We start from the raw sequence: 26,412 nt of genomic DNA on the forward strand, positions 1-26,412 counted from the left end.
ACAGCCATGGCCGAGGCCTACATCGTCGAAGCGGTCCGCACCCCGGTGGGCCGGCGCAAGGGCGGACTCGGCGCCGTCCACCCGGCGGACCTCGGCGCCCACGTCCTGAAGGCGCTCGTCGACCGGAGCGGTGTCGACCCGGCCGCCGTCGAGGACGTCGTCTTCGGCTGCCTCGACACCGTCGGGCCGCAGGCCGGCGACATCGCCCGCACCTGCTGGCTCGCCGCCGGACTGCCCGAGGAGATCCCCGGCGTCACCGTCGACCGCCAGTGCGGCTCCTCCCAGCAGGCGATCCACTTCGCCGCCCAGGGCGTGCTCTCCGGCACCCAGGACCTGGTCGTCGCGGGCGGCACCCAGAACATGACCATGATCCCGATCGCCTTCGCCTCCCGGCAGGCCGCGGAACCGCTCGGCCTCACCCAGGGCCCGTACGCCGGTTCCGAGGGCTGGCGCGCCCGGTACGGGGACGCGCCGGTCAACCAGTTCCACGGCGCCGAACTCATCGCCGCCAAGTGGGGCATCACCCGCCGCGACCAGGAGGAGTTCGCCCTGCGCTCGCACCGACGGGCGGTCCGCGCGATCGACGAGGGCCGCTTCGCCCGCGAGACCGTCGCCTACGGGGACGTCACGGTCGACGAGGGGCCGCGCCGCGACACCAGCCTGGAGAAGATGGCCGGACTCGACCCGGTCGTCGAGGGCGGCACGATCACCGCCGCCTGCTCCTCGCAGGTCTCCGACGGCGCCGCGGCGATGCTGATCGCGAGCGAACGCGCCGTACGCGAGCACGGGCTCACCCCGCGGGCCCGCATCCACCACCTGTCGGTGCGCGGCGAGGATCCCATCCGCATGCTGTCGGCGCCCATACCGGCCACCGCCCACGCCCTGAAGAAGACCGGGATGACCATCGACGACATGGACCTCGTCGAGATCAACGAGGCCTTCGCCCCGGTCGTCCTCGCCTGGCTGAAGGAGACCGGCGCCGACCCGGAGCGCGTCAACGTCAACGGCGGCGCGATCGCCCTCGGCCACCCGCTCGGCGCGACCGGCGTGAAGCTGATGACGACCCTCCTGCACGAACTGGAACGCACGGGCGGCCGCTACGGACTGCAGACCATGTGCGAGGGCGGGGGACAGGCGAACGTGACGATCGTCGAGCGGCTGTGACTCGGGAGAGGCGAACGTGACGATCGTCGAGCGGCTGTAGTACGGGACGGAGCGCGGCTTTCGGGCCGCGCTCCGTCCCGTCCGGTCAGCCGACCAGCCGCTCCCGCAGCCCCGCCAGGGTGCGCAGGTCCACGCCCAGGCCCTGCGTCACGTACTGGTAGAGGCTGCCGTAGCCGGTCCGGACCTCGGCGAGGGCCGCGTCCAGGTACTCCTGGCGCACCTCCTGGAGCGGGATGATCAGGTCCGGGTTCTGCATCAGCCCGGCCTGCTTCAGGCCCTCGCGCACCCGGGCGTCGTACGCGGCGCGGAAGGTGTTGGAGGCCAGGTAGTCCTCGGTGGCCGAGCGCTCCGGGACTCCCACCAGCGTGAGCACCAGCCAGCTCGCCCAGCCCGTGCGGTCCTTGCCCGAGGTGCAGTGGTACAGCTGCGGGCCCGCGCCCGGCGCGGCGAGCTGGCGCAGGGTCGCGCCGAACTGCTGCCGGTTGGCGGCGCTGGTGACGAAGGTGCGGTACACCTCGGTCATGAAGGCCGCCGCCCGGCCGCCGCCCAGCATCTGCTCCTGCCGGACCGGGTCGCGCGAGCCGATCGCGGTGAGCAGCTGTCCGAACAGGCCGTTGTCCGTGACGGACCGGGACACCCCGGCGACCCCGGCCGGCAGCCGGTCCGCGCCGTCGTACTGCACCTCCAGCGGGATCCGGAAGTCGATCACCCGGGTGAGTCCCAGGGCACCGAGCGCCGCCACGTCGGCGTCGGTCAGCTTGCCGAGGTGGTCGCCGCGGTAGACCAGGCCGTGACGCACCCTTGCCCCGTCGTACGTGAGGTATCCGCCCAGGTCGCGGACGTTGACCGCGCCCTGGAGCGGGATCTGCCGGATGGCGTCCGCGGTGAGTCCGGGCCGCGGCCGGGGCCGGGCGGGTGAGGGCGGGGCGGCGACCGCGAGGAGGGCGGTGGCACCGGCGGTGCTCAGCAGTGCGCGTCTCGACAGAGACATGGCTGACTCCCTTACGAGGGGGGAAGGGTACGGAGCACGTGCGCGGCCTCGGACATGACGCGGTTCACGAGTTCCGCGCAGCTCGGCAGGTCCTCGATCACCCCCGCGACCTGTCCGGAGGCCATGACGCCGAGGTCGGTGCGGCCCTCGACCATGGAAGCCTTCAGGAGCATCGGGGTGTTCGCGGCGAGCAGGACCTGGCTCCAGGACAGGTCCTTGCCGTGGCGCATCGCGAGCCCGTCGCGGACCATCGCGGTCCAGGACAGGCCGGAGATCTTCCGGAAACCGGACGCGCGGCGCACGGCCTGCGCCAGCGCCCGTACCCTCCCCGCCCGTTCGAGCGCGGCGACCATCTCGGTGCGCAGCATCCGGTGCGGCAGCCCGTCCACCGCGTTGGTGACGGTCACGTCCCTGACCGTCGCCGCCAGGTACCGCGCCTTGACGGCATCGGGCACGGTCGAGTCGGAGGTGAGCAGGAAACGGGTGCCCATCGCGATGCCCGCCGCCCCGTAGGCGAGCGCGGCGACCAGGCCGCGGCCGTCGTGGAAGCCGCCGGCCGCGATCACCGGGATGCCGACGGCGTCGACCACCTGCGGCAGCAGCACCGTCGTCGCCACCTCGCCGGTGTGCCCGCCGCCCTCGCCGCCCTGGACGACGACCGCGTCCGCGCCCCAGGCGGCGACCTTCTCGGCGTGCCGGCGCGCCCCGACGGACGGGATGACGACGACTCCGGCGTCCTTCAGCTCGGCGATCAGCTCGCGGGAGGGCGCGAGGGCGAAGGACGCGACCCGGACCCCCTCGTCGACGACGATCCGGACGCGTTCGCGGGCGTCGCCCGCGTCGGCGCGCAGGTTCACCCCGAAGGGCCGGTCGGTGCGGGACTTCACCTCCCGTACGGCGGAGCGCAGTTCGCCCACGGTCATGGTGGCGGAGGCGAGGATGCCGAGGGCGCCCGCGTTCGCGGTGGCGGAGACCAGCCGGGGCCCGGCGACCCAGCCCATGCCGGTCTGCACGATCGGGTGCTCGACGCCGACGAGCTCGGTGAGCGCGGTCTTCAGGACGGGGACCGTCATCGGGGCGCGACCTCCCGGTCGCGCAGCCCGCCCGGGTCGACGACCTCCCGGATCAGGCGCAGCTCCTCGGCGCTCGGCTCGCGGGTGTACGGCACCTCGCCGTCGGTCACGAGCTCGAAGCCGGTCGCGGCCCTGACCTCGTCGACGGTCACTCCCGGGTGCACGGACGCGAGCCGCATGCGGTGGTCGGGCGTCGCGAAGTCGAGCACGGCGAGGTCGGTGACCACCCGGGGCAGTCGGTGGTACGGGCCGACGGCATGGTCGTAACCCACTCCGCTGATCATGTCGACGCGTTCGACGAAGACGCGCGGCGAGTGCCGGGGGATCCAGTAACTCACCGGATTGTTGAGGGTGTTGACGGGTGCGCCGCGCACGCCGAGCAGCTGGCGGGCGGGCCGGTCCCAGTCGCCGACGCAGGAGATGTTCTGGTTGCCGTACCGGTCGATCTGGCTCGCGCCCATCATCACGTGCCGTCTGCCGCCGGTGACCATGGTGAGGTGGCGGCGGTACGGCAGCCAGCCCTCCGGCCGGCCGTCGAGGCCGACGAGCAGCGCCTCGCCGTCGGTGAGGAGGAGGTCGGGGGAGAAGGTCCGCTTGGCGAGCCGGGCGCCGAGGGAGGGCACGAGGCCCATGGGGCTGGCGAGCACCTCGCCGTTGTCGCGCCAGGCCTCGGCGCAGGCGACGACGCAGTACTCGGCACGGGTGATCACTTCTGGTCCTCCTCGCGCCAGACGCGGACGGCGGCCTGGTAGTCGTCCTCGGTCCCGCCGGACAGGAAGCGTGCGGCGAACTCGGGCCAGGGGGTGGTCGCGTAGAGCTTCTGGAAGGCCTCGTCGCGGTCGTGGTCGGGGACGCAGGAGGTGAAGTGCGCCCCGTTCGGGGTCTCGACGACGCCGGTCACGCTGTGCCGGCTGACCAGCAGGGTCTGCGGGGCGGTGTCGGCCGGGAAGGCGTCGACGAGCCGTTCGCAGGAGACGTACGCGGTGTCGGCGGCCTCGCAGAACAGGTCGTCGAAGTACGGGTCGGGGCCCAGGTACTGGCCGTTGCCGAGCCGGTCGGCGCGGTTGAGGTGGACGAGGGCGGCGTCCATCCGCAGCGCGGGCACGGCGACGAACTCCTCACCGTCCGCGTAGGGCGAGGTGACCGTGCGCAGCTCGGGGTTGACCCGCATGACGTCGGAGCCGAGACCGGCCCGTACGGGCAGGAAGGGCAGCCGGTTGGCGGCGGCGTGCAGCCCCCACATGAACATGGCCTCGTCGTACTCGGTCATCGCGATCCGGCCCTGCTCGCGGGCGGCCCGGAAGTGCGGTTCGAGCGGGATGGAGTCGAGGGTCGCGAAGGGGGCGACGAGCCGGCGGATCCGGCCGGCGGCGGCGAGCAGACCGACGTCGGGGCCACCGTAGGAGACGACGGTGAGATCGGTGATCTCGGACCGGAGCAGCGCTCTGACCAGGGCCATCGGCTTGCGCCGCGAGCCCCAGCCGCCGATCCCGACCGTCATGCCGGAGCGGAGCCGTCCGGCCACCTCGTCCGGGGTCATGGTCTTGTCGGTCACCGCTCCCCGCCGTCCTTCCCGAAGGTGTCGCGGACCCGGTCGGCGACTCCGGCGAGAGCGGCCTCGAAGGTGAAGCCCTGCTCGAAGCGGTAGCTGCGCCGTACGTCGACCGGGTCGATGCCGTTGAGGGCGGCCTTGGCGAGCCGGATGAGGGTGCCGTCCTTCGCGGCGATCTCGCCCGCGAGTTCCAGGGCGGAGGCGAGGAGTTCCGCGCGCGGCACCACCTTCCAGACCGAGCCGTGGGCGTGCAGCTCCCGGGCGGTGGCGGTGCGCGAGGTGTAGTAGAGGGCGCGCATCAGGTGCTGCGGCACGAGCCGGGCCAGGTGGGTGGCGGCGCCGAGCGCGCCCCGGTCGAGCTCGGGCAGCCCGAAGACGGCGTCGTCGGCGGCGACGATCGCGTCCGCGTTGCCGACGAGGCCGATGCCGCCGCCCAGGCAGAAGCCGCCGACCGCCGCGACCACCGGCACCTCGCAGTCGTAGACGGCGGCGAAGGCCTCGGCGCAGCCGTGGTTGACGCCGACCAGCGCGCCGTGGCCCGGGTCGCGCTGGAGCTCCTTGATGTCGACGCCCGCGTTGAATCCGCGGCCTTCGGCGGCGAGGACGACACAGCGGATCTCCGGGTCGCGCCCGGCGGTGCGCAGGGCGTCGGCGAGCTCGTACCAGCCCCGCACGGGGAGGGCGTTGACAGGTGGGAAGTCGACGGTGACGAGTGCGACGCCCTTGTCCGGGCGGGAGGTGGAGACACCCATGAGCGGATCAGCTACCTTTCCACCAAACGTTTGTTAGGTGCGCTGGGAGGAAGGTAGCAGCCGATGGAGCTGGACGGGAGAGTCGCCGTCGTCACCGGCGGAACCCGGGGAGTCGGCGCGGGCATCGCCCGGGCCTTCCTGCGGGCCGGCGCGCAGGTCGTGGTCTGCGCCCGCCGGCCACCGGACGAACCGGTCGAAGACGCGGGCCGCACGGCCGTGTTCGAGCCTGCCGACCTGCGCAGACCCGCCGACGTGACGGCCTTCCTCGCCCGCGTCGCCGAGCGGTACGGACGGCTCGACACGCTCGTGAACAACGCGGGCGGGACGCCGTACCGGCCCCTGACGGCAACCGAGGACCCCGGACGGCACGCGCGCGTCCTGGAGCTGAACCTGACCGTCCCGCTGGCCGTCTCGCTCGCCGCGTACGAGCGACTGCGCGCCGCCCGCGGCTCCGTCGTCATGATCGGCAGCGTTAGCGGCACCCGGCCCTCACCCGGCACCGCCGCGTACGGCGCCGCCAAGGCCGGACTCGAGAACCTGGCCCGCAGCATGGCCGTCGAGTGGGCCCCCGAGGTACGGGTCAACACGCTCGTCCTCGGCATGGTGCGCACCGAACTGTCCCACCTGCACTACGGAGACGCCGAGGGCGTCGCCGCCGTGGGCCGCACCGTCCCGCTCGGGCGGCTCGCGGAGCCGACCGAGATCGGGGAGGCGGCGGTCTTCCTCGCCTCCGACCGGGCCGCGTACGTGTCGGGGGCGTCGCTGCTCGTGCACGGCGGCGGGGAGCGCCCCGCCTTCCTGGACGCCGCAACAGCCGACAAGGAGGACGGACATGGCTCTGTGTGACGGACGCGTGGTGGCCGTGACGGGCGCGGGACGCGGGCTCGGGCGGGCGCACGCGCTGGCCTTCGCCGCGGAGGGCGCCCGGGTGGTCGTCAACGACCTCGGCGTCGGGCTCGACGGGCGGCCGGACGCCGACAGCCCGGCCGGACGGGTCGTCGAGGAGATCCGCGCGGCGGGCGGCGAGGCCGTCGCCCACGGCGGCGACATCGCGACGGAGGAGGGCGCGGCGGCCCTGGTGCGGACCGCCCTCGCATCCTTCGGCAGGCTCGACACCCTCGTCAACAACGCGGGCTTCCTGCGCGACCGGATGCTCGTCAACCTGGCCGAGGACGACTTCGACGCGGTGGTCCGGGTCCACCTGAAGGGCCACTTCCTGCCGCTGCGGCACGCCGCCGCGCACTGGCGGGCCGAGTCCAAGGCGGGCCGTCCGGTGGCCGCCCGCGTGATCAACACGACCTCGGGCGCCGGCCTCCTCGGCAGCGTCGGCCAGGGCAACTACGCCGCGGCCAAGGCCGGGATCGTCGGCCTCACGCTGGTCGCGGCGGCGGAGACGGCCCGCTACGGCGTCCAGGTCAACGCGATCGCCCCGGCGGCCCGCACCCGCATGACCGAGCAGACCTTCGCGGACCTCGCCGCACTCCCCGAGGACGTCTCCCCCCTCGTGGTCTGGCTCGGCTCCACCGCCTCCGCCGGCGTCACCGGTCGCGTCTTCGAGGCGGAAGGCGGCCGCCTGACCGTCATGGAAGGCTGGCGCCCGGGCCCCACGGCGACCAGCCCCAGCCGCTGGACCCCCAGGGAAGCGGGCGAGGCCACCCGGAAACTCCTGGCCGCGTCGGAACCCCCGCACCCCGTCTACGGCACCTGAAGTCGCCCCGCCCGCACCTAGGATGACCGGGTGAACGACACCCTGTTACTCCGTGCGGCCCCGACGCCGTCCGCTCCTGCCCTCGTTCTCCGCCCGTGGGGCACGGAGGACGTCGCCGCTCTCGTCGACGTGTGCCGGGATCCCGCGCTGCGCCGCTGGACCAGCCTCGCCGTGGAGAACGAGGCCGACGCGACGCGGTGGGTGCGGGACCAGGAGCGGGGACGGGCGGCGGGGGACCGGTTCGGCTTCGCGGTCCTGGAGGTGCCGCCCGGTGCGGACCACGGGCGGCTGGCCGGCGGCGTGGTGCTCAAGGGAGCGACGCCGGGCGCCTCGTCGGCCGAGGTCGGCTACTGGACCGCGGCGCACGCGCGCGGGCGGGGCGTCGCGCCCCGTGCGCTGGAGGTCCTGACCGGCTGGGCCTTCGGCACGTTCGGGGCCGGCGGACTCGGCCGGCTCGACCTCCTGCACCAGGTGGACAACCTCGCCTCGTGCCGGGTGGCGGAGAAGAGCCGCTACGCCTTCGACCGGGTCCTGCCCGCGTCGCCGCCCGACTTCCCGCTCGACGGCCATCTGCACACCCGACACCGGGACGCCTAGGGCCTGTCCGGCCCTGATCCGCCCGGAAGGCCCTGGACCCCGTCCGGCGACGCGTGCGGCCGGCGCCCGCGACCCGGCCTCTGTCGGGCCGTCGGATCCGCTCGCCTAGGCTGCTGCCCTGGTCGACGCGCCGGTCGGCCGGGGAACGGGGGGACGAGGCGGATGAAGAGCGCGACCGAGGTGTTCCGGCCCTTGCAGGCGGACGACCCGGTGGAAGCGGGCGGATACCGGCTCGCCGCGCGGCTGGGGGCCGGCGGCATGGGGCGGGTCTATCTGTCGCACACGCGGGGCGGCCGGCCGGTGGCGATCAAGGTGGTGCGGCCCGAGCTGGCCGACGACCCGGACTTCCGGCGGCGCTTCCGCCGAGAGATGGAGGCCGCCCGCCGCGTCCGCGGCGCGTACACCGCCGAGCTGATCGACGGCGACGCCGACGGCACACCGCCCTGGCTCGCCACCCTGTACGTGCCCGGACCCTCCCTCTCCGAAGCCGTCGCCCGGCGCGGGCCGCTCCCGGTCCCGGCGGTGCTGTGGCTGATGGCCGGCGTGGCCGAGGCGCTGCAGGCGATCCACGGAGTGGGCGTGGTGCACCGGGACCTCAAGCCCGGGAACGTGCTGCTCGCCGCCGACGGGCCCCGCGTGATCGACTTCGGGATCTCGCTGGCCTCCGGCGTCTCCTCGCACACCGCCACCGGCGCCGCCGTCGGCACGCCCTCCTTCATGGCGCCCGAGCAGGCCTCCGCCGGCGAGGTCACCCCGGCCACCGACATCTTCGCGCTCGGCCAGACCGCGGCGTTCGCGGCTCTCGGCCGGCCGCTGTACGGGGACGGCCCCGGGGTCAGCGTCCTGTACCGGATCGTCCACTCGGACCCCGATCTGTCGCTCCTGCCGGAGCAGCTCCGACCGCTGATCGCCCGCTGCCTGGCCGCCGAGCCGGCGGAGCGGGTGACCGCGAAGGAGGTCGTGGAGTGGTGCCGCCGGCACCTCGGCGGGGACCTCGACGCGGGCGTCGGCCCGGCCGTCTGGCGGGAGGTGAAGGGCCCCGACCCGGAGATCCCGCCGCCGGTCCCCGAGCCCACGCCCGTGGCGCCGGTGGCGATGCCGACGCCCGTGCTCACTCCCGGCGCGATGCCCGCGTCCCCGGGCGTGCCCGCACCGGTCCTCCCGTCCGCGCCGGCCCCGCTTCCGCCCTCGGCTCCCTGGCCGCGGCCGCACGCGCCGTCGGGGCGCGCGGACGAGCCGGCCGAGGAGCGCCGGGCGCGCAGGCGGCGCACCGCGCTGGTCGCGACCGGGGCCGTCGCGGCCGCGGCGCTGCTGCTGACCGGGGTGACGCTGCTGGTCGGCGACGCCCTGGACCGGCTGGCCGACCGCGGCGCGAAGGGCCCTTCGTCGGCCTCGTCGCACCCGACGGGCGCCACGGGTTCCACCGCATCGCCGGGCCCGACCGCGTCGACGGCCTCACAGGGCTCGACGGGAACGGAGGGAACGGCGGGCGGGACGGGCGTCCCGGCGGCCCCGTCCGCCGGGCCGTCCGCCTCGCCGCGGCCCGTGGGCTACCCGGGACGGTTCCTGGACGAGAAGAACTCGCTGGGCATCAGGAAGCCGGTCGACCGCAAGGACCGCTCCGGTGACCTGCGCCTGGAGTGCGACCGGACCGGCTGCGAGCTGAAGAGCGACAGCAGTTCCGTCATCCTCATGTACGGCGAGCCGGGGACCGGTCTCGACGAGTGCCGGCTCATGGCCACCGCGAGCAAGAGTCACAGCCTGCCGCTGGCCGCGGTGTCGGCGGGCAGCGAGATCTGCGTCCGGCATCCTTCCGGGGACATCGCGCTGCTCGTGGTCCAGGTGAAGGCGACCGCCATGCCCGGGCGCCTGCCGGCCTTCATGACCGTCGACCTGACGGTCTGGCCGAACGCGACCGAGCGGGGCGCCACCGCCGGGCGCTGAACCGCGGCCGGCGGCCGGGCCCGGCGACGGCTCCCTCCCGCCGCGGCCGGAGGGTCAGCGGCAGCGCGGCGCCGTCCACTCGAGGCGGGTCCTGACGCGCGGGTCCGTCACGTGCTCCAGCGCGGACAGGGCCGTCTCGCGGGCCGGGCCCTCCGGGTCGCCGTCCGCCAGGACGCGGGCCAGCGCCTCGACGGCGCGCGGGTCCTGACGGATGGCCAGGCCGCGGGCCGCCTCGGCGGCCGTCTCCGGGTCCGGGTCGGCGAGCCGGGCGGCCAGCGCCTCCCGGACGACGGGCGTGTCGTCGGGCAGCTCGGCGAGCGCGAGCGTCGCCCAGTCCCGTACCCGCGCGTCGGGGTCCCGGCTCAGCGCCACGATCGTCCCGACCGCCTCGGCGTGCCCGGCCGGCACGATGCCCGTGAGCGCGGCGGCCACCTGCCGCCGTACTTCGGCGTCCGGATGCCCGGCGAAGGCGAGCAGTTCGGGCACGGCGCTCCCGTCCCCGCACCGCCCGAGCGCGACGACCACGGAAGCGACGGGCTCCCGCCCGGCCTCTCTCGCGCCGGCCCCGGCTCCGGGCCCCTCCAGGGACCCGGAGCCCGCCCCGGCCCCGGCTCCGGCCCCCGCCCCGCACCCCTCCCCGGGCCCTTCCCCGGCCCCCGCCTCCGTCGCCGCCAGGCGGCGCAGGACCGGTACGGCGCTCGCCGTGAAGCCGGGCAGGGCCGCGAGAACGCGGGCGCCCAGTGCGCGGCGGAGGGGGTCCGGGCTCGCGCACCAGCCCGTGGCGGTGACGAACACCGTCTCGTCGGCGCGGGCGGCCAGCGCGTCGACCGCCGTCGTCCAGTCGTCCTGCTCGGGATCGCCGCAGGCCAGCGCGCGCCCGGCGAGTTCCTCGAGCGGCACGGGCGCGCCGAGGGCGCCCTCCAGGAGAGTGGCGACGGCCGCGTGGCCGGTCTGCCGCTCGTCGCCGCGGCTCGGCGCGCCGTCCTCGCGCAGCAGCTCGACGACCACGGTGATCCCGCCGTCCTCCGGCACGCGCCGCACCACCGCCTCGTACGTGTCCGCCGCGCCGCCGCTTCCGACCAGCCCGCGCCGCAGCACCGCCGCCATGTCGGCACCGATCCAGCGCCGGGCCTCGGCCAGCGCCTCCGCGAGCGCCGCGCGATCGCGTCCGGCGCCGTGCTCCAGGAGCAGGCGGACGAGCGAGGGCGAGCCGCGCCGGGCGGCGGCGGTCAGCGGGACGAGCCCGTCGGGGCCGGGCCGGGCGGGATCCGCGCCGGCCGCGAGCAGCGCCCCGGCCGCCTCGGTGTGCCCGAGCCGTACCGCCCAGGCCAGGGCGGTGAAGCCGTAGCCCTCCTCCTGGTCCGGGTCCGCGCCGGCCGCGAGCAGCGCTCGTACGACCTCGGTGTGGCCGCCGCAGGCCGCCCCGCACAGCGGCAGGTCCCCGTCGTCCTCGCCGCTCGCCCGCCCCGGGTCGGCGCCGGCGGCGAGCAGCAGGCGCACGGCGACCGGCTGGTTCCCGACGGCCGCGCGGTAGAGCGGCGTCTCGCCGTCGTCCCGGGCCTCGGCGTCGGCACCCTCGCGCAGGGCCCGGACCAGCCCGTCGTCGTCCCCGGTCCACAGTGCGTCCCACAACCTGCTCATGGGCCCGACCCTCACCCGAAGCACCCGAACGGCGCAAACGCATTGCGGTGCGCGGGGCCCGCACGGTCAGGTCGCGCACTCCAGGACGGTGGCGCACACCCCGCACCTGGCCCTGACCCGCCGCTGCCCGCCGGCGGCCACCCGGAGCCGCTGCCCGCACACCGGGCAGGGGAACACGCCGTCCCCGCCGGCCGCCCTGGCCCGGCGGCGGGCCGCCCAGCCCGCGCCGGCCAGCGGCGGGCGCCGCCAGTCGCGGGCGGCCTCCTCCCGGCCGCGCAGCCACGCCTCGTACGCGACCGCGCTGGTGAACCAGGGCGACGGGTCCTCGTCGAACACCGCGGCCCGCTTGGCGAGCACGTAGCCGAACTCCTCCGGCGTCAGGTAGCCGAGCTTCTGGCTGGACATGCCGTCCCTGCGGAAGGCGTCGAGGAGCAGCCAGCCCGCGCCGAGGTAGGTGGCGGCGACGTCGGTGAGGATCTCGTTCCCGGCGGTCGTGGGCATCGTGAGGCCGAGCCGGTGCAGCAGGACGTGGGTGATCTCGTGGGCGAGCGCGGCGCCGATGTCGCGCCGGTGCTCGCGGCGGGCGAAGCGCTCGTTGAGCTCGACGAAGTACTCCGGGCCCGCGCTCAGTTCGACGCTCGCCGCGTGCTCCATGGCCCGGAAGCTCACGACCATCCGGGCCTCCGGCAGCCGCAGCTGGCGGACGAGCGCGCGGGCCACCCGCTGGGCGCCGAGGTGCAGTCCGTCGCTGTCGTCGACCAGGACGTCCGAGGCCGGGACGCTGACCTCGTAGCGCCGTACGCCGTCCGGGGAGAGCCGCCGATAGAGCGCCGTGATGGACGAGCGGACCGTGTCGAGGTGCGGGAACCCGTGGACCACGGGAGAGACTTCATCGCTGTGCGGCATCCCGGATCACCCCCTGCCGTCCAGGGTACGGGCGCCGGCCGACCTGGAGCCCGTACGGCCGACCACGACCGGGTCCGACCCGGCGGGCCCGGGCCCGGGCCGTCGCCCGTCTGGCCGAAAACGCCTCCTTGTGACGCCCGTTGCGCCCTCTCCATAATCCGGACCACGTCTTGACGGGCACATGCCATCAAGATCAACCCCCCATGAAAGAAGGCAGTCGTATGCAGAAGAAGAACAGGCTGGTCCGCGCGCTGCAGAAACTCGCCGCAGCGGGCGCCGTCGTCCTCGCCGCCGTCAGCCTCCAGCCCACCACCGCCTCCGCCGCGCCCGCGCCCGTCGTCGGCGGCACCCGCGCCGCCCAGGGTGAGTTCCCCTGGATGGTCAGGCTCTCCATGGGCTGTGGCGGCTCCCTGATCACCCCTCAGGTCGTCCTCACCGCCGCGCACTGCGTCAGCGGCTCCGGCAACAACACCGGCATCACCGCCACCGCCGGCGTCGTGGACCTCCAGTCGAGCAGCGCCATCAAGGTCCGCTCGACCAAGGTCTACCAGGCCCCCGGCTACAACGGACAGGGCAAGGACTGGGCCCTCATCAAGCTCGCCTCGCCCATCACCAGCCTGCCGAACCTGAAGATCGCCGAGACCACCGCGTACAACAGCGGCACGTTCACGGTCGCCGGCTGGGGCGCCACCCGTGAGGGCGGCTCGCAGCAGCGGTACCTGCGCAAGGCGACCGTCCCGTTCGTCTCGGACGCCGACTGCCAGTCCGCCTACGGCAGCTCCCTCGTCCCCGGCGAGGAGATCTGCGCCGGCTACAACGAGGGCGGCGTCGACACCTGCCAGGGCGACTCCGGCGGCCCGATGTTCCGCAAGGACAACAACGGTGCCTGGATCCAGGTCGGCATCGTGAGCTGGGGCGAGGGCTGCGCCCGCGCGGGCTACCCCGGCGTCTACACCGAGGTGTCCACCTTCGCCTCCGCGATCAAGTCCGCGGCGGCCACCCTGTAGCACCGCACGACGACCGACCGGCACGCGTACGGAGTGCCCGGGACCGACAGGTCCCGGGCACCACCGCTTTCGGGCGAGCTCCACCGCGCACCGGCGGCACCCGCGACACCAGGGCACGTCCGGGCCGGCCGCGCCGCCCCGCACCGCCCGCGCCGCCCCGCACCGCCCGCGCCGCCGAAGGGCACGCCCTACGCCAGCTCCGCCGGCCCGGCCGCGTCGCCGCCCTCCAGTTCGAGCACCCACACCTCGTTCGGGCCGGCCGTGAGCACCGGGCCCGGCACGTACAGGGAGTCCTGCGGGCCGGCGTTCCAGTAGCGGCCCAGGCAGAAGCCGTTGACCCAGACGAAGCCGCGGGTCCGGCCCGGCAGCCGGAGCCACGCGTCGCCCGGCGAGCCGACCTCCACCGTGGCCCGGTAAAGCCCCGGCCCGGCCCCGGCGGCCACGGGACCGAACGGCACCTTCGCCACCGCCGCCGCCTCGAACGCGTCCAGCCGCAGGCCCCGCGCCCGTACCCCGTGCAGGAACTGCCGCTCGTGCCGGATCCCGCCCGTGATGCCCTTCGGCTCCGCCTGCCGCGGCCCGTAGTTCACCCGGCCCAGCGACTCCACCCACAGGTCCACGACGGCCGGTCCCGCCACCGGCTCGGCGAGCACCGCGTCCTCCGTCTCCAGGACCCCGGCCGGAAGCCCGTCCACGTACACCACGGCCCGGTCCCGCAGGCCCGTCACGGAGAGCGGATACGGCTGCCGCGGCCCCGGCACCGTCACCCGGTAGCGGACCAGGCCCCGGTCCACGCCCAGCTCCTCGAAGGCCGGCGGCACCGGCGACTCCGACTCCTCGTCGCCCAGCACCTCCAGGACCTGCGCGAGCGGCGCCCAGCCGTCCGGGGCGCCGGCCGCCGGCGCCCCGATCCGCACCGGCGGCTCCGGCACCTCCGGCAGCGGCCCCCGCGCGTACTCCGCGAGGACCTCGCGGAACCGCCAGAACTTCTCCGTCGGCAGCCCCGCCTCGTCGACCGGCGCGTCGTAGTCGTACGAGGTCACGGTCGGCCGCAGCGCGCCGTCGTGCAGCCGGCCCGACCGGTTCGCCCCGGCCCAGCCGGCGAAGCTCGTCCCGCCGTGCGCCATGTAGACGTTGACCGAGGCCCCGCACTCCAGGATCTCCCGCAGGGCCGCCGCCGCGTCCGCCGCGTCCCGCCCGACGTGCTCCGTGCCCCAGTGGTCGAACCAGCCGCACCAGAACTCCATGCACATCAGCGGCCCCTTCGGCTGGTGCCGCCGCAGCGTCGCGAAGGCCTCCCGGGCGCCCGAGCCGAAGTTCGCCGTCGCGAGCACGCCCGGCACCGAGCCGCCCGTCAGCATGTGGTCCTCCGGGCCGTCCGAGGTGAACAGCGGCACCTCCACCCCGCACTCCACCAGGAGGTCCGCCAGGTGCCGCAGATACCCGGCGTCCGTGCCGTAACTGCCGTACTCGTTCTCCACCTGCACCAGGATCACCGGGCCGCCCCGCGTCACCTGCCGCTCCACCACCTGCGGAAGCAGCCGCCGGAACCAGCGGTCCACGGGAGCCAGGTACTCCGCGTCGTCCGTGCGCACCCGCCGCCCCAGCGGCCCCGTCAGCCAGTGCGGCAGACCGCCGTTCTCCCACTCCGCGCAGATGTACGGCCCCGGGCGCACGATCGCCCGCATCCCGGCCCGTGCCACCGCGTCCAGGAACCGGCCGAGCGCGTCCACGTCCCCGTACCGGCCCGGCTCGGGCTCGTACAGGTTCCACGGCACGTACGTCTCGACACAGTCGAGGCCCATCGCCCGCAGCATCCCCAGCCGGTGCTCCCACTGCTGCTCGTGCACCCGGAAGTAGTGCAGCGCGCCCGACAGGAGGCGCACCGGCCGCCCGTCGAGCAGAAAGTCCTCGTCACCCACCACGAACTCGCTCATGCGCCTCACCTTCGCCCTCTGGCGGCGGACCGGTCCATGGACAAAGATCGTCGCAGTTTGGACGTTCAGCGGGACGTGAGGAAGGCAGCCGCGCGATGTACCACACCTGGATGCGCTACTTCACGCCGAGCCCCGTCCACCACCGGCTCGGCCTGGTCTGCCTCGGCGTCGGCCTCCAGCACGGCGCCCTGCCCACCGTCGGCCCGCGCACCCTCGACCACCACGTCGCCGTCGTCGTCAGCTCCGGCAGCGGCTGGTACCGCGGCCCCGACGGCCGCCGCACCACCGTCACCGCGCCCGCCCTGATCTGGCTCACCCCCGGCGTGCCCCACCACTACTCCGCCGATCCCGGCACCGGCTGGGACGAGTCCTTCGTCGACTTCACCGGACCCGCCACCGCCACCTACACCGAACTCGGCTACATCGAGCCCGAGCGGCCCGTCGTCCCGCTCGCCGACGCCGCGCCCGCCCGCGCCGCCGTCGGCCGCATCGCCCGCGCCGCCCGCCCCGGGAACCCGCTCCTGGAGGTCGAGACCGCCGCAGCCGTCCACGAACTCCTCGTCGCGCTGCGCCGCGCCCGCGCCGACACCAACGCCGACGGCGACCCGGTCCTGTCCGCCCTCGCCCGCGACGCCTTCAGCCGGATGTCCGTCGCCGAGCACGCCGCACGGCACGGCATGACGGCCGCCGAGCTGCGCACCGCCGTCCGCCGCGCCGCCGGCTGCAGCCCCAAGGACTACCTGCTCACCGTCCGCCTCGGCCGCGCCAAGGAACTCCTCGCCGCCACCGACCTGCCCGTGGCCGCCGTCGCCCGCCGCGTCGGCTACGACGACCCGGCCTACTTCTCCCGGCTCTTCACCCGCAGGGTCGGCACCGCCCCCATCCGCTTCCGCGAGCAGCAGGGCAGGACCGTCCCGGGCGGCTGGAGCAACACCGTTCCGGATCCCGAACACCCGCCCACCATCCTCACCGGATCCGGATAGGCTCGCTGGTCATGAGCGAGATCGACGAGTCCGTACGGGCCGAGCTGACCCGGCTGCGCGAGAGCATCGACAACATCGACGCGGCGGTGGTCCACATGCTCGCCGAGCGCTTCAAGTGCACCCAGCAGGTCGGCGTCCTCAAGGCCAGGCACCAGCTGCCGCCCGCCGACCCGGCCCGCGAGGCCCGTCAGATCGCCCGGCTGCGGGAACTCGCCGAGAGCGCGAAACTGGACCCGGCGTTCGCGGAGAAGCTGCTGAACTTCATCATCGCGGAGGTCATCCGCCACCACGAGACGATCGCGGACGGCACGACCGCGGACGACATGGCCGACGACGACGTGACCGCGGACGACATGGCGGAGGACGACAGGGCCGAGGACCGGCCCGCCGCCCAGGACACGACGACGGCCACGACGGACCGGACGATCGCGGACGGAGCACGCTGATGGCACGCGTCACCGTATTCACCCTCGGCGGCACCATCTCCGCGCGCGGCGGTGACGCGAGCCGCATGTCCGGCGCCGAGGTGCTCGCCGAGCTCGGCGTCGCGCCCGCCGGCGTCGACGTCGAGCTGCGGGACTTCCGGCGCGTCCCCAGCTCCACCCTCTCCTTCGCGGACGTCGCCGCCCTCGCCGACGAGGTCGGCAAGACCGTCGCCGAGGGCTCCGGCGTGGTCGTCGTCCAGGGCACCGACACCCTGGAGGAGACCGCCTTCCTCCTCGACCTGCTCTGCACCACCGAGGAGCCCGTCGTCGTCACCGGCGCCATGCGCCGCCCCGACCTGCCCGGCGCCGACGGCCCCGCCAACCTGGCCGCCGCCCTCGCCGTCGCCGCCGACCCGGGCTGCCGCGGACTCGGCGTCCTCGTCGTCCTCGCCGACGAGATCCACGCGGCCCGCTTCGCCCACAAGGCCCACACCACCTCCGTCGCCACCTTCACCTCGCCCGGCGCAGGCCCGCTCGGCTCCGTCGTCGAGGGCGTGCCGCGGATCCTGCTGCGCCCCACCGTCCCCGCCCGGGTCTGCCCGCTGCGCCTCGACCCGGACGTACGGGTGGCCCTCCTGACGCTCTCCCTCGGCGACCGCGGCGAACTCCTCGAAGCCGTCGCCGACCGCCACGACGGCCTCGTCGTCGCCGCCTTCGGCGCCGGACACGTGCCCGCCTGGTTCGTCGAGCCGCTGGCAGCGCTCGCCGAGCGCATGCCGGTCGTCCTCGCCTCCCGCACCGGAGCCGGCGCGACCCTCTCCGACACCTACCGGAGCCCCGGCTCCGAGTACGACCTGCTCCACCGCGGCCTGATCCCGGCGGGCCCGCTCGCCCCGGCCAAGGCCCGTCTGCTGCTCCACGCCCTGCTCTCCAGCGGCGCCAGGGGACCGGCCGGCTACGACCGGCCCCGGATCTCCGCCGCCTTCGCCCACTTCGACGGCGCCGGACTCGCCTGACCCGCCAGGCCCTTGCGGGCCCGGTCCGGACGACACGCCCGCGGACCCGCCCCGCGCACCACGGCGGGTCCGCCGGACGGGCCCCCGTCCTGAGCTCTCGGTGAACGCCCCTCCCCGGGCCCGGAGGCATCGGGCAGCATGGGGCCCATGTCCGTACTGACGCGCGACGAAGCGCAGACCCGTGCCCAGCTCCTCGACGTCCACCACTACACCGTGGACCTCGACCTCACCACCGGCGACGAGACCTTCGGCTCCACCAGCCTCATCCGGTTCGGCGCCCGCGCCGCAGGGACCACCTTCGTCGAGCTCAAGCCGGACACCCTCCACTCCGCCGTCCTCGACGGCGAGCCGCTCGACGTCACGACCCTCGACGGCAACCGGCTCCCGCTCACCCTGACCGAGGGCGAGCACACCCTGTCCGTCACCGCCACCATGCGCTACTCGCGCACCGGCGAGGGCATGCACCGCTTCACCGACCCCACCGACGGCGAGGCGTACGTCTACACCCAGCTGTTCATGGAGGACGTCCAGCGCGTCTTCGCCGCCTTCGACCAGCCCGACCTCAAGGCCGTCTTCGAGGTCTCCGTCACCGCACCCCAGGGCTGGACCGTCCTGTCCAACGGCATCACCGAGCAGCAGCCCGACGGCCGCTGGAAGGCCGCGCCCACCCCGCTGCTCTCCACCTACCTCGTCTGCGTCGCCGCCGGCCCCTGGCACTCGGTCCGCACCGAGCACGCCGGCCTGCCGTTCGGCATCCACTGCCGCCGCTCGCTCGCGCCCCACCTGGACGCCGACGCCGACGAGATCCTCGACGTCACCAAGGCCTGCTTCGACCGCTACCACGAGAAGTTCGACGAGCCCTACCCCTTCGACTCGTACGACCAGGCCTTCGTCCCCGAGTTCAACGCGGGCGCCATGGAGAACCCCGGACTCGTCACCTTCCGCGACGAGTTCGTCTTCCGCTCCGCCGTCACCGACACCGAGCGCATGACCCGCGCCATGGTCATCGCCCACGAGATGGCCCACATGTGGTTCGGCGACCTCGTCACGCTCCGCTGGTGGGACGACATCTGGCTGAACGAGTCCTTCGCCGAGTACATGGGCTTCCAGACCATCAACGAGGCCTGCGCCGACCGCTTCGCCGACACCTGGATCGACTTCGGCGTCACCCGCAAGTCCTGGGGCTACGAGGCCGACCAGCGGCCCTCCACCCACCCCGTCGCCCCCGACCCGGACGCCGTGCCCGACACCGCCTCCGCCCTGCTCAACTTCGACGGCATCTCCTACGCCAAGGGCGCCTCCGCGCTGCGGCAGCTCGTCGCCTGGATGGGGGAGAAGGACTTCCTCGCCGGCATCAACATCCACTTCAAGCGGCACAAGTTCGGCAACGCCACCCTCGCCGACTTCGTCGACAACCTCGCCGCCGCCACCGACCGCGACGTCCACGCCTGGGCCGAGCAGTGGCTGCGCACGACGGGCGTCGACGTCCTCACCCCCCGCCTGGAAGGCGAGGGCACCAGGTGGCGGCTCACCGTCGACCACCGGGGCAGCCGCCCGCACCGGCTCTCCGTCGGCGTGTACGACCACGACGCGGCCGGCGAGCTCGTGCTGCGCGAGCGCGTCGGGGCCGACGTCCCGCAGGACGCCCCGATCGCACTGGACGGGCCGCGCCCCGCGCTGGTCGTCCTCAACGACGGCGACCTCACCTACGCGAAGATGCGCTTCGACGAGGTGTCCGAGGAGAGCGCCCTGCGCGGCATCTCCCGCATCCCCGACCCGCTCACCCGGGCGGTCGTCTGGAACGCCATGCGCGACATGGTCCGCGACGGCGAGCTCGGCGGCGCCGAGTACCTGGAGTTCGCCGCCGCACACCTCCCCGAGGAGACCGAACTCGCCGTCGTCCAGGGCGTGCTGGGCTTCGCCCGTACCCAGATCGCCGACCGTTACGTCTCCGAGGCCGAGCGCCCGGCCGCCCTCGCCACGATCACGGCGATCACCCGCGACCTGCTGCGCCGCACCGAGGACGGCGAGGCACCGGGCCTGCGCCTGACCGCCGTGCGCGTCCTCGTCGACAGCGCGACCACGCCGGACAAGATCGCCTCCTGGCTGGAGGAGGGCACGGTCCATGGCGGCCCCGAGCTCGACCCGGAGCTGCGCTGGCGCATCCTCGCCCGGCTCGCCGTCCTCGGCGCGACGGACGAGGCCACGATCGCCGCCGAGCTGGAGCGCGACCCCAGCGCCACCGGCCAGGAGGGCGCGGCCCGCTGCCGCGCCGCGCTGCCGACGGCGGAGGCGAAGGCGGCCGCCTGGTCCGCCATGTTCGACTCCGACGACCTGTCGAACTACCTGTTCACGGCCACCGCCCAGGGCTTCTGGCAGCCCGAGCAGGCCGAGCTGCTGCGCGACTACCTGGCCCGCTTCTACCCCGACGCCGTCGCGATGGCCGAGCGCCGCGGCCCCGCCATGGCGGAGGCCGCCGGCCGCCGGGGCTTCCCGGCGTACGCGGTCGACGCGGAGGCCCTGGCCCTCGGCGAGCGGCACCTCGCGGAGGACACGATGATCCCGGCCCTCCGCCGCCAGCTGACCGACCAGCTGGACGACCTGCGCCGGGCCCTGCGGGCCCGCGGCTAGGCCGGCGCCTGCCCGCGCGGCTGGACCGCACGGACGGGCCTGCCCGCCCGGCTGGACCGCACGGACGGGCCCGCCCGCGCGGCTGGACCGGACGGACGGGCCTGCCCGCGCGGCTGGACCGCACGGCCAGGCCCGGTCTGGCCGTGATCCGCCGTGCAGGCCCCGGAGGCCTCGTCGGCCAGGCACCCCCAGGCCTGTCCGGCCCTGATCCGCCGGACAGGCCCTAGACCGGGCCGGCGGCCCAGTCCCAGCCGGTGAGCGCCGCGTGCATCAGGCGCGCGGCGCCCGACGGCCGGCCGTCGGCGTACCGCAGCAGAGTGAGGGTGCGCCGGCAGTCGGGGCTGTCGACGGCCAGCCAGGCGACCGGGGCGCGGGTGGCGCTGCGCCGCGCCATGTCCGGGAGGAGGCCGATGCCGAGCCCCGCCGCGACCAGGATCGCGGTGGCGCTGGGCTCGTCGCCCTCGCAGACGATCTTCGCGGGTGCGAGGCCGTTCCCCGCGAAGAGCCGGTCGAGGAGCCGGCGCTGCCAGTGGCCCGCGCGGGTGGTGACGAAGGGTTCGTCGGCGAGTTCGGCGACGGTCACCGAGGCGCGGCCCGCCAGGGGATGGCCGAGCGGCGTGACCACCCAGACCTGCTCGTCGAGCAGCCGCACCGCTTCCAGGCCCTCGGACGGCACCGGCTGCGAGGCCACGCAGAGGTCCACCTCCTGGGCGCGCAGGCGGCGTTCCATCTCGTCGGCGGCCATCTGGTGGAGTTCCACCTCGACGCCGGGACGGGCCCGTTTGAACGCCCCCAGCGGGCCGGTCAGGGTGAGGAAGGTCTCCGAGGCCAGCCGTACGGTGCCGGACTCCCCGCCCGTGATCGCGGCGACGGCCCGGCGGCCCGCGTCGAGCTCCCCGAGGGAGCGCTCGGCGTGCCGCAGGAACGCCTTCCCGGCCTCGTTGAGCCGGAGCCGGCCGGCCCGGTCGAACAGCGGCGCACCCAGCTCGCTCTCCAGCCGGGCGATGGTACGGCTCAACGAGGGCTGGGCCACGCGGAGTTCCTCCGCCGCGCGGCTGAGGTGTTCCAGGCGTGCGACGACGACGAACTGTCTGAGCGCGTGCAGATCCATCCTGCCCCCCGGGACATAGCTCCCTAGCAATATTGATCTTGGCGAGCATATCGGCCTGGTCATGCCGGGTCACGACGTTCCCGTCCGAGGGACAAAAGGGGAGGGACGCAGGACGCCGGCAGAAACGGCCCTCCGGGCCGGTCACGGGCGCCGGCCCGCAACCGCCCGTCCCCCTTTCGGGTCACACCACCGCACTCTCCGGACAATCCCCGACAACCCCCGGCACCCTGTCGTCCATGCGTGCCGCACCCCTCGCCGGAGGCGTTCACGGGCCGGAGGCCCTGCGCCCGTTGCTCGACGTCGTCCTCGGAGCCCTGCACGACGGCGCGGTCGCGCGGGGCGGGCCCCTGCCCGGCGGAGGCGCGGACGAGGCGGCGTCGCGCGTCCGGAAGGCCGTCGGCGCCGTGCTGCCGCAGCACGGCACGGGCCAGGACGAGGCCCTGCGCACGATCGTGCACGCCCTCGCCGCCGGCGCCGCCGACCCCGCCCACCCGCTGTGCGCGGCGCACCTGCACACCCCGCCGCTCGCCCTCGCCGTCGCCGCCGACCTCGCCGCCTCCGCCCTGAACCCGTCCCTCGACTCGTGGGACCAGGCCCCGGCCGCCTCCGCGCTCGAAACGCTGCTCACCGCCGCCCTCGCGGCCGAGGTCTTCCCCCGCGCCCCGGCGCCCGACGCCCTCGTCACCACCGGCGGCACCGAGTCCAACCAGCTCGCCCTGCTCCTCGCCAGGGAACGGCACGGCACCGTCCGGACCGTGACCGGCGCCAACGCCCACCACTCCTTCCGGCGCGCCGCCTGGCTGCTCGGCCTGCCCGAACCGGTCGTCGTCCCCGCCCCCCACGGCACCCTCGACCCGGCCGCCCTCGACAAGGCCCTCACCGCTCTCGCCGGGACACCCCTCCTCGTCGCCGCGACCGCCGGCACCACCGACGCCGGCCTGATCGACCCGCTTCCCCAAATCGCCGAACTGTGCGCCGCACACGGCGCCGAGCTCCACATCGACGCCGCCTACGGCGGCCCCGCCCTGTTCAGCGACACCCACCGGCACCTCCTCGACGGCCTCGACCGCGCCCGCACGGTCACCGTCGACCTGCACAAACTGGGCTGGCAGCCCGCCGCCGCCGGACTCCTCGCCGTACGCGACACCGCCGACCTCGCCGCACTCGCCCACACCGCCGACTACCTCAACGCCGACGACGACACCGAGGCCGGGCTCCCCGACCTCCTCGGCCGCTCGCTGCGCACCACCCGCCGCCCCGACGTCCTCAAGACCGCCGTCACCCTGCGCGCCCTCGGCCGCACCGGCCTCGGCGCGCTCGTCGACGCCTGCATGGACCGGGCACGCCACCTCGCCGACCTCGTCGAGAAGGCACCGGGCCTGGAACTGTACGCCCGGCCCACCCTCACCACCGTCCTCCTCCGGCCGCACGGCGCCCCCGACGAGGCCGTCGCCAAGATCCGCCGCACCCTGCTCGCCGAAGGCCGCGCCGTCCTCGGCCGGGCCGCCGCCGACGGCCGTCTCTGGCTCAAGGCCACCCTGCTCAACCCCCACGCCACCCCCGGCGACCTCGAAGAGATCCTCACCCTCGTGGAAGGCAGCACCCACCGATGACCGGCAGCACCCCGCAGCACGACCTCGACCGTCCGCTCGACCTGGTGGGCGTCGGCATCGGCCCGTTCAACCTGTCGCTCGCCGCACTCGCCCACGGCGTCCCCGGCGGCCTCGCGACCGCCTTCTACGAGCAGCGGCCCGCGTTCCAGTGGCACCCCGGGCTCCTCATCGAGGGCTCCACCCTCCAGGTCCCCTTCCTCGCCGACCTGGTCACCCTCGCCGACCCGGCCAGCCCCTGGACCTTCCTCAACTACCTCCGCTCCCGCGACCGGCTCTTCCCGTTCTACTTCGCCGAGAAATTCCACATTCACCGCGCCGAATACGACGCCTACTGCCGCTGGGTCAGCGAGAAAGTCCCCGGACTGCACTTCGGCCACCAGGTCGACTCGGTCCGCTGGAACCCCGAACGCCGCCTCTTCGAGGTCGACTTCACCCAGCTCGACACCGACGGCGAGGCCGAAGCCCTGGGCCGCTCGTACACCCGCAACGTCGTCCTCGGCGTCGGCACCGAGCCCTACGTGCCCGAACCCCTCAAGCCCCTCGCCGACGCCCCCGGCGTCCCCGTCATCCACTCCGCCGACTACCTCGCCCACCGCGAGTCCCTCCTCGCCGCCGGCCACGTCACCGTCATCGGCTCCGGCCAGTCCGGCGCGGAGGTCTTCCTCGACCTGCTCCGCGCCCGCCCGGCCGGCGCGGAGAAACTGCACTGGCTGGCCCGCACCGAGGCCTTCGCGCCGATGGAGTACTCCAAGCTGGGACTCGAACACTTCACACCCGACTACACCCGCTACTTCCACGGCCTGCCCGAGCCCGTCCGCGGCGAACTCGTGCCCCGCCAGTGGCAGCTCCACAAGGGCATCGACGCCGAGACCATCGCCGCCATCCACGACGAGCTGTACCGACGCACCCTCCACGGCGGCTGGCCCGACGCCGTCCTCACCCCCGGAGTCCGGGTCCGCACCGCCGGCCGGGTCGCCACCACCCGCGTCGAACTGCACCTGGAACACGTGCAACAGTCCACCCGCTCCCGGCTGACCACCGACGCCGTCGTCCTGGCCACCGGCTACCGCGAACGCCCCGTCGACCGCATGCTCGCCGGCCTCGACCCCTACCTGCGCCACGACTCCGCCGGCCGGGCCCGGATCGACGCCGAATACCGGCTGGTCCTCGACGCTTCGGTCGGCGGCTCCGTCTACGTGCAGAACGCGGAGCGCCACACCCACGGCGTCGGCGCACCCGACCTGGGCCTGGCCGCCTGGCGCAGCGCGGTCATCCTCAACTCGGTGACCGGCAAGGAGCCCTACCCGCTGCCCCGCCGCACCGCCTTCACCACCTTCGGCCTGGACACACGAGAGGCGCCCGGCATTCCGGCCCAGAGCCAGAAGCTGACGCCTCTCGTCCAGCACTGACGTGCCGGAAGTACGCGGTCCGCGCGAGAACTAGAAGACCGGAACGCCGTCCCGGGTCAGCTTCCAGTCCACCGACGCGAAGGCGGCCGGATCGACGCTCCCCTTCGCCTTCACCCACTGGATGATCGTGTTACGGATCTCGTCCGAGTTCGACCACAGCTTCTGCGCGGCGGCGACGTGCGGGAAGGCGCCGCCGCCGTTCGCCCGGTAGTTGTTGACCGCCAGCACGAACTGCGCCGCCGGGTCGAGCGGCCTGCCCTCGAAGGACAGGTTCACGATCCGCGAGCCGGCCGGCTTCGCGATGTCGATCTCGTACGTCAGACCCGACACGACGTCGTAGTTGTAGTCCGGAGTGCCGTTCGCGTTGGTCAGCTTCGCCGTGTCCACCGGCGCGCCCGCCGGAGTCTGCACGTAGTACCGCGCCGAGAACTCCAGATAGTCCCGCAGCTGGGCACCCGTCATCAGACGGGCCTCCATGGTGTTCTCGAAGGGATAGAGCCCGGCGGCGTCCTTGATGGTGATCTGCCCGGACGGAATGCGGGCCGTACGCGAGAAGCACGAGGCCTGCGACAACACCGGCAGGTTCGCGTACGGGCCGCCCGCGAGAGCCGCCTTCACCGTCTCCGCCTGGACGGTGTTGATCAGGTCGATGATCGGCTCGTCCTTCCACGGCGCGTCGGCCGTGGTCATGACGGCCGTGGAGGTGCCGATGACCTGGTTGACGTACTCCACGACCTTCTTGTGCTCGTCGGACAGCAGCGCCGTGATCTCCGGGTCCTCGGCCACCGTGTTGGAGTTGAGGACCTTGGCACCGACCTTCTCGACGACCCAGCGGCCCTTCTGCCACACCAGGTCGAAGTCGAACAGCGTGAGACGCTGACCCCACTTGAGCGGCTCGGACAGGACGACGTCCTTGCCGGTCTCCTTGTTCGTGACCCTGTACTCGGGGATCTCGGTGTGCGCGTGGCCCACGAGGATCGCGTCGATGCCCGGAACCTGCTCGGCGACCAGCCCGGCCGCGTTCTCGATGTACGGCAGCTGGTCGCCGTAGGAAGACGTGCCGCTGGAACCCGAGTGCGCGGAGACGATCACCACGTCGGCACCCATGGAACGCAGCTTCGGCACCCACTTCGCGGCCTGCTCCTCCAGACCCGGAAAGACCATCTGACCGGACACGTTGGCCTTGTCCCAGATGGCGATGCCCGGGTTGGTGAGGCCGAGCACGGCGACCTTGACGTCACGGCCGTGCGGGGTGCGCAGGCAGTGCATGCTGTACGGCGGGAAGGCCGGGCGCAGCGTCTTCGCGTCCAGCGCGTTGGCGCCGAGCAGCGGGAAGTCACACTGGTCCTGGAACTTGCGGAGCACCGGGATGCCGTAGTTGAACTCGTGGTTGCCGAGCGCGGCCGCGTCGTAGCCGATGGCGTTCATGGCCTGGGCCATCGGGTGGACCGGGCCGCCGGCCTGGGTGATCGGGTCGACCTTGGCGTAGTAGTACGACAGCTGCGTGCCCTGGATGGTGTCGCCCGCGTCGATGAGCAGCGTGTTGCCACGGCCCTTCTCCTCGCGGACCTGGTTGACCAGGGTGGAGATCTTCGCCAGGCCGACGTCGTTGTGGGCCTTGTCGTCGAACTCCTTGTCCGTGAAGTAGTCCCAGTTGAAGACATTGCCGTGCAGGTCGGTCGTGCCCATCACGGTGAAGGAGTACCGCTTCGCCGGCCGGGGGCGGGCTTCGTGAGCCTCCGCGGGAGCGGCGGCCCCGGCGGTGAGTGCGACTCCGGCTCCGACGGCGGCGGAGTTCTCCAAGAAGGCCCGGCGGTTCAGCGGCATGTGCGTTTCTCCCCTTGTGATCTGCGGCGTCCGCGCCTTCAGTGGCGCACAACGCGCGTAGATTCTGGCTCAGACCGCACTGTCGCAACAGCCCTTTCGGGTTACGGAGTGGGAAAGTGTTCGGT

At 74.2% G+C, this 26,412-nt stretch carries 22 protein-coding genes; 12 read left to right on the forward strand and 10 right to left on the reverse strand.

What is annotated here, in order from left to right; genetic code table 11:
* Positions 1 to 6: 6 nt before the first annotated feature.
* Positions 7 to 1,164: an acetyl-CoA C-acetyltransferase gene (locus ACFVGS_RS30220; RefSeq protein WP_385694868.1), complete on the forward strand. Its 1,158-nt coding sequence runs from the start codon at positions 7 to 9 to the stop codon at positions 1,162 to 1,164.
* An 85-nt stretch (positions 1,165 to 1,249) separates the two neighbouring features.
* On the opposite strand, the gene ACFVGS_RS30225 is transcribed toward ACFVGS_RS30220, so the two are convergent.
* From ACFVGS_RS30225 to ACFVGS_RS30245, 5 genes are read right to left on the reverse strand one after another with little or no spacing between them, the layout of a single operon-like run.
* The gene (locus ACFVGS_RS30225) at positions 1,250 to 2,155 is read right to left on the reverse strand and encodes a tyrosine-protein phosphatase (protein WP_385694871.1); all 906 of its coding nucleotides are present in this window, start codon (positions 2,153 to 2,155) and stop codon (positions 1,250 to 1,252) included.
* A gap of 11 nt (positions 2,156 to 2,166) precedes the next feature.
* Complete coding sequence (locus tag ACFVGS_RS30230; RefSeq protein WP_384418998.1) at positions 2,167 to 3,213, reverse strand: NAD(P)H-dependent flavin oxidoreductase; 1,047 nt, start codon at positions 3,211 to 3,213, stop codon at positions 2,167 to 2,169.
* Positions 3,214 to 3,224: 11 nt separating this feature from the next.
* Positions 3,225 to 3,938: a CoA-transferase subunit beta gene (locus ACFVGS_RS30235; RefSeq protein WP_384418927.1), complete on the reverse strand. Its 714-nt coding sequence runs from the start codon at positions 3,936 to 3,938 to the stop codon at positions 3,225 to 3,227.
* Positions 3,935 to 4,783 (reverse strand): CoA transferase subunit A, encoded by an 849-nt coding sequence (locus tag ACFVGS_RS30240; RefSeq protein WP_384418924.1) that lies wholly within the window; start codon positions 4,781 to 4,783, stop codon positions 3,935 to 3,937. Before ACFVGS_RS30240 ends, ACFVGS_RS30235 begins: the two co-directional genes overlap by 4 nt.
* On the reverse strand, positions 4,780 to 5,532 hold the full coding sequence (locus ACFVGS_RS30245) for an enoyl-CoA hydratase family protein (protein WP_385694875.1): 753 nt from the start codon (positions 5,530 to 5,532) through the stop codon (positions 4,780 to 4,782). Before ACFVGS_RS30245 ends, ACFVGS_RS30240 begins: the two co-directional genes overlap by 4 nt.
* 63 nt (positions 5,533 to 5,595) lie before the next feature.
* On the opposite strand from ACFVGS_RS30245, the gene ACFVGS_RS30250 reads away from it, so the two are divergent.
* The 4 genes from ACFVGS_RS30250 to ACFVGS_RS30265 all read left to right on the forward strand — a co-directional run bounded on the left by ACFVGS_RS30250 (position 5,596) and on the right by ACFVGS_RS30265 (position 9,781).
* Positions 5,596 to 6,378, forward strand: a complete 783-nt coding sequence (locus ACFVGS_RS30250) for an SDR family oxidoreductase (RefSeq protein ID WP_384418918.1) — start codon at positions 5,596 to 5,598, stop codon at positions 6,376 to 6,378.
* Positions 6,365 to 7,240, forward strand: a complete 876-nt coding sequence (locus tag ACFVGS_RS30255; protein ID WP_385694878.1) for an SDR family oxidoreductase — start codon at positions 6,365 to 6,367, stop codon at positions 7,238 to 7,240. The genes ACFVGS_RS30250 and ACFVGS_RS30255 overlap by 14 nt, the downstream gene beginning before the upstream one ends.
* Positions 7,241 to 7,270: 30 nt before the next feature.
* Positions 7,271 to 7,837: a GNAT family N-acetyltransferase gene (locus ACFVGS_RS30260; protein WP_384418913.1), complete on the forward strand. Its 567-nt coding sequence runs from the start codon at positions 7,271 to 7,273 to the stop codon at positions 7,835 to 7,837.
* 162 nt (positions 7,838 to 7,999) lie between these two features.
* Positions 8,000 to 9,781: a serine/threonine-protein kinase gene (locus ACFVGS_RS30265; RefSeq protein WP_385694881.1), complete on the forward strand. Its 1,782-nt coding sequence runs from the start codon at positions 8,000 to 8,002 to the stop codon at positions 9,779 to 9,781.
* A 54-nt stretch (positions 9,782 to 9,835) separates the two neighbouring features.
* On the opposite strand, the gene ACFVGS_RS30270 is transcribed toward ACFVGS_RS30265, so the two are convergent.
* Together ACFVGS_RS30270 and ACFVGS_RS30275 are read right to left on the reverse strand one after the other, a co-directional pair.
* Positions 9,836 to 11,422, reverse strand: coding sequence for an ankyrin repeat domain-containing protein (locus ACFVGS_RS30270; RefSeq protein ID WP_385694884.1), 1,587 nt, complete (start codon positions 11,420 to 11,422; stop codon positions 9,836 to 9,838).
* A 66-nt stretch (positions 11,423 to 11,488) separates the two neighbouring features.
* On the reverse strand, positions 11,489 to 12,328 hold the full coding sequence (locus tag ACFVGS_RS30275) for a hypothetical protein (RefSeq protein WP_385694887.1): 840 nt from the start codon (positions 12,326 to 12,328) through the stop codon (positions 11,489 to 11,491).
* A 221-nt stretch (positions 12,329 to 12,549) separates the two neighbouring features.
* Between ACFVGS_RS30275 and ACFVGS_RS30280 the strand changes: the two genes are divergently transcribed.
* Positions 12,550 to 13,335, forward strand: coding sequence for a S1 family peptidase (locus ACFVGS_RS30280; protein ID WP_384418902.1), 786 nt, complete (start codon positions 12,550 to 12,552; stop codon positions 13,333 to 13,335).
* 188 nt (positions 13,336 to 13,523) lie between these two features.
* Here the strand turns inward: ACFVGS_RS30280 and ACFVGS_RS30285 are convergent, their stop codons facing one another.
* The gene (locus ACFVGS_RS30285; RefSeq protein WP_384418900.1) at positions 13,524 to 15,272 is read right to left on the reverse strand and encodes a beta-galactosidase family protein; all 1,749 of its coding nucleotides are present in this window, start codon (positions 15,270 to 15,272) and stop codon (positions 13,524 to 13,526) included.
* Between the two features lie 95 nt (positions 15,273 to 15,367).
* On the opposite strand from ACFVGS_RS30285, the gene ACFVGS_RS30290 reads away from it, so the two are divergent.
* The 4 genes from ACFVGS_RS30290 to pepN all read left to right on the forward strand — a co-directional run bounded on the left by ACFVGS_RS30290 (position 15,368) and on the right by pepN (position 20,327).
* On the forward strand, positions 15,368 to 16,255 hold the full coding sequence (locus ACFVGS_RS30290) for a helix-turn-helix domain-containing protein (RefSeq protein ID WP_384418897.1): 888 nt from the start codon (positions 15,368 to 15,370) through the stop codon (positions 16,253 to 16,255).
* Positions 16,256 to 16,266: 11 nt separating this feature from the next.
* Positions 16,267 to 16,701, forward strand: a complete 435-nt coding sequence (locus tag ACFVGS_RS30295; protein ID WP_384418894.1) for a chorismate mutase — start codon at positions 16,267 to 16,269, stop codon at positions 16,699 to 16,701.
* Entirely contained in the window at positions 16,701 to 17,696 is a 996-nt protein-coding gene (locus tag ACFVGS_RS30300) for an asparaginase (RefSeq protein ID WP_385694891.1), read from the forward strand. Before ACFVGS_RS30295 ends, ACFVGS_RS30300 begins: the two co-directional genes overlap by 1 nt.
* Before the next feature lie 147 nt (positions 17,697 to 17,843).
* Positions 17,844 to 20,327: an aminopeptidase N gene (gene pepN / locus ACFVGS_RS30305; protein WP_385694894.1), complete on the forward strand. Its 2,484-nt coding sequence runs from the start codon at positions 17,844 to 17,846 to the stop codon at positions 20,325 to 20,327.
* A 223-nt stretch (positions 20,328 to 20,550) separates the two neighbouring features.
* On the opposite strand, the gene ACFVGS_RS30310 is transcribed toward pepN, so the two are convergent.
* Positions 20,551 to 21,438 (reverse strand): LysR family transcriptional regulator, encoded by an 888-nt coding sequence (locus tag ACFVGS_RS30310; RefSeq protein WP_385694897.1) that lies wholly within the window; start codon positions 21,436 to 21,438, stop codon positions 20,551 to 20,553.
* Between the two features lie 236 nt (positions 21,439 to 21,674).
* Here ACFVGS_RS30310 and ACFVGS_RS30315 point away from each other — a divergent pair, with 236 nt between their 5' ends.
* Both ACFVGS_RS30315 and ACFVGS_RS30320 read left to right on the forward strand, forming a co-directional pair.
* The gene (locus tag ACFVGS_RS30315; RefSeq protein ID WP_385694899.1) at positions 21,675 to 23,051 is read left to right on the forward strand and encodes a pyridoxal phosphate-dependent decarboxylase family protein; all 1,377 of its coding nucleotides are present in this window, start codon (positions 21,675 to 21,677) and stop codon (positions 23,049 to 23,051) included.
* Positions 23,048 to 24,460: a lysine N(6)-hydroxylase/L-ornithine N(5)-oxygenase family protein gene (locus ACFVGS_RS30320; protein ID WP_384418881.1), complete on the forward strand. Its 1,413-nt coding sequence runs from the start codon at positions 23,048 to 23,050 to the stop codon at positions 24,458 to 24,460. Before ACFVGS_RS30315 ends, ACFVGS_RS30320 begins: the two co-directional genes overlap by 4 nt.
* 30 nt (positions 24,461 to 24,490) lie before the next feature.
* On the opposite strand, the gene ACFVGS_RS30325 is transcribed toward ACFVGS_RS30320, so the two are convergent.
* Positions 24,491 to 26,287, reverse strand: coding sequence for a bifunctional metallophosphatase/5'-nucleotidase (locus tag ACFVGS_RS30325; RefSeq protein WP_385694902.1), 1,797 nt, complete (start codon positions 26,285 to 26,287; stop codon positions 24,491 to 24,493).
* Positions 26,288 to 26,412 lie beyond the last annotated feature (125 nt).

It is taken from the genome of Streptomyces sp. NPDC127114, assembly GCF_042677525.1.
Taxonomy (GTDB): Bacteria; Actinomycetota; Actinomycetes; order Streptomycetales; family Streptomycetaceae; genus Streptomyces.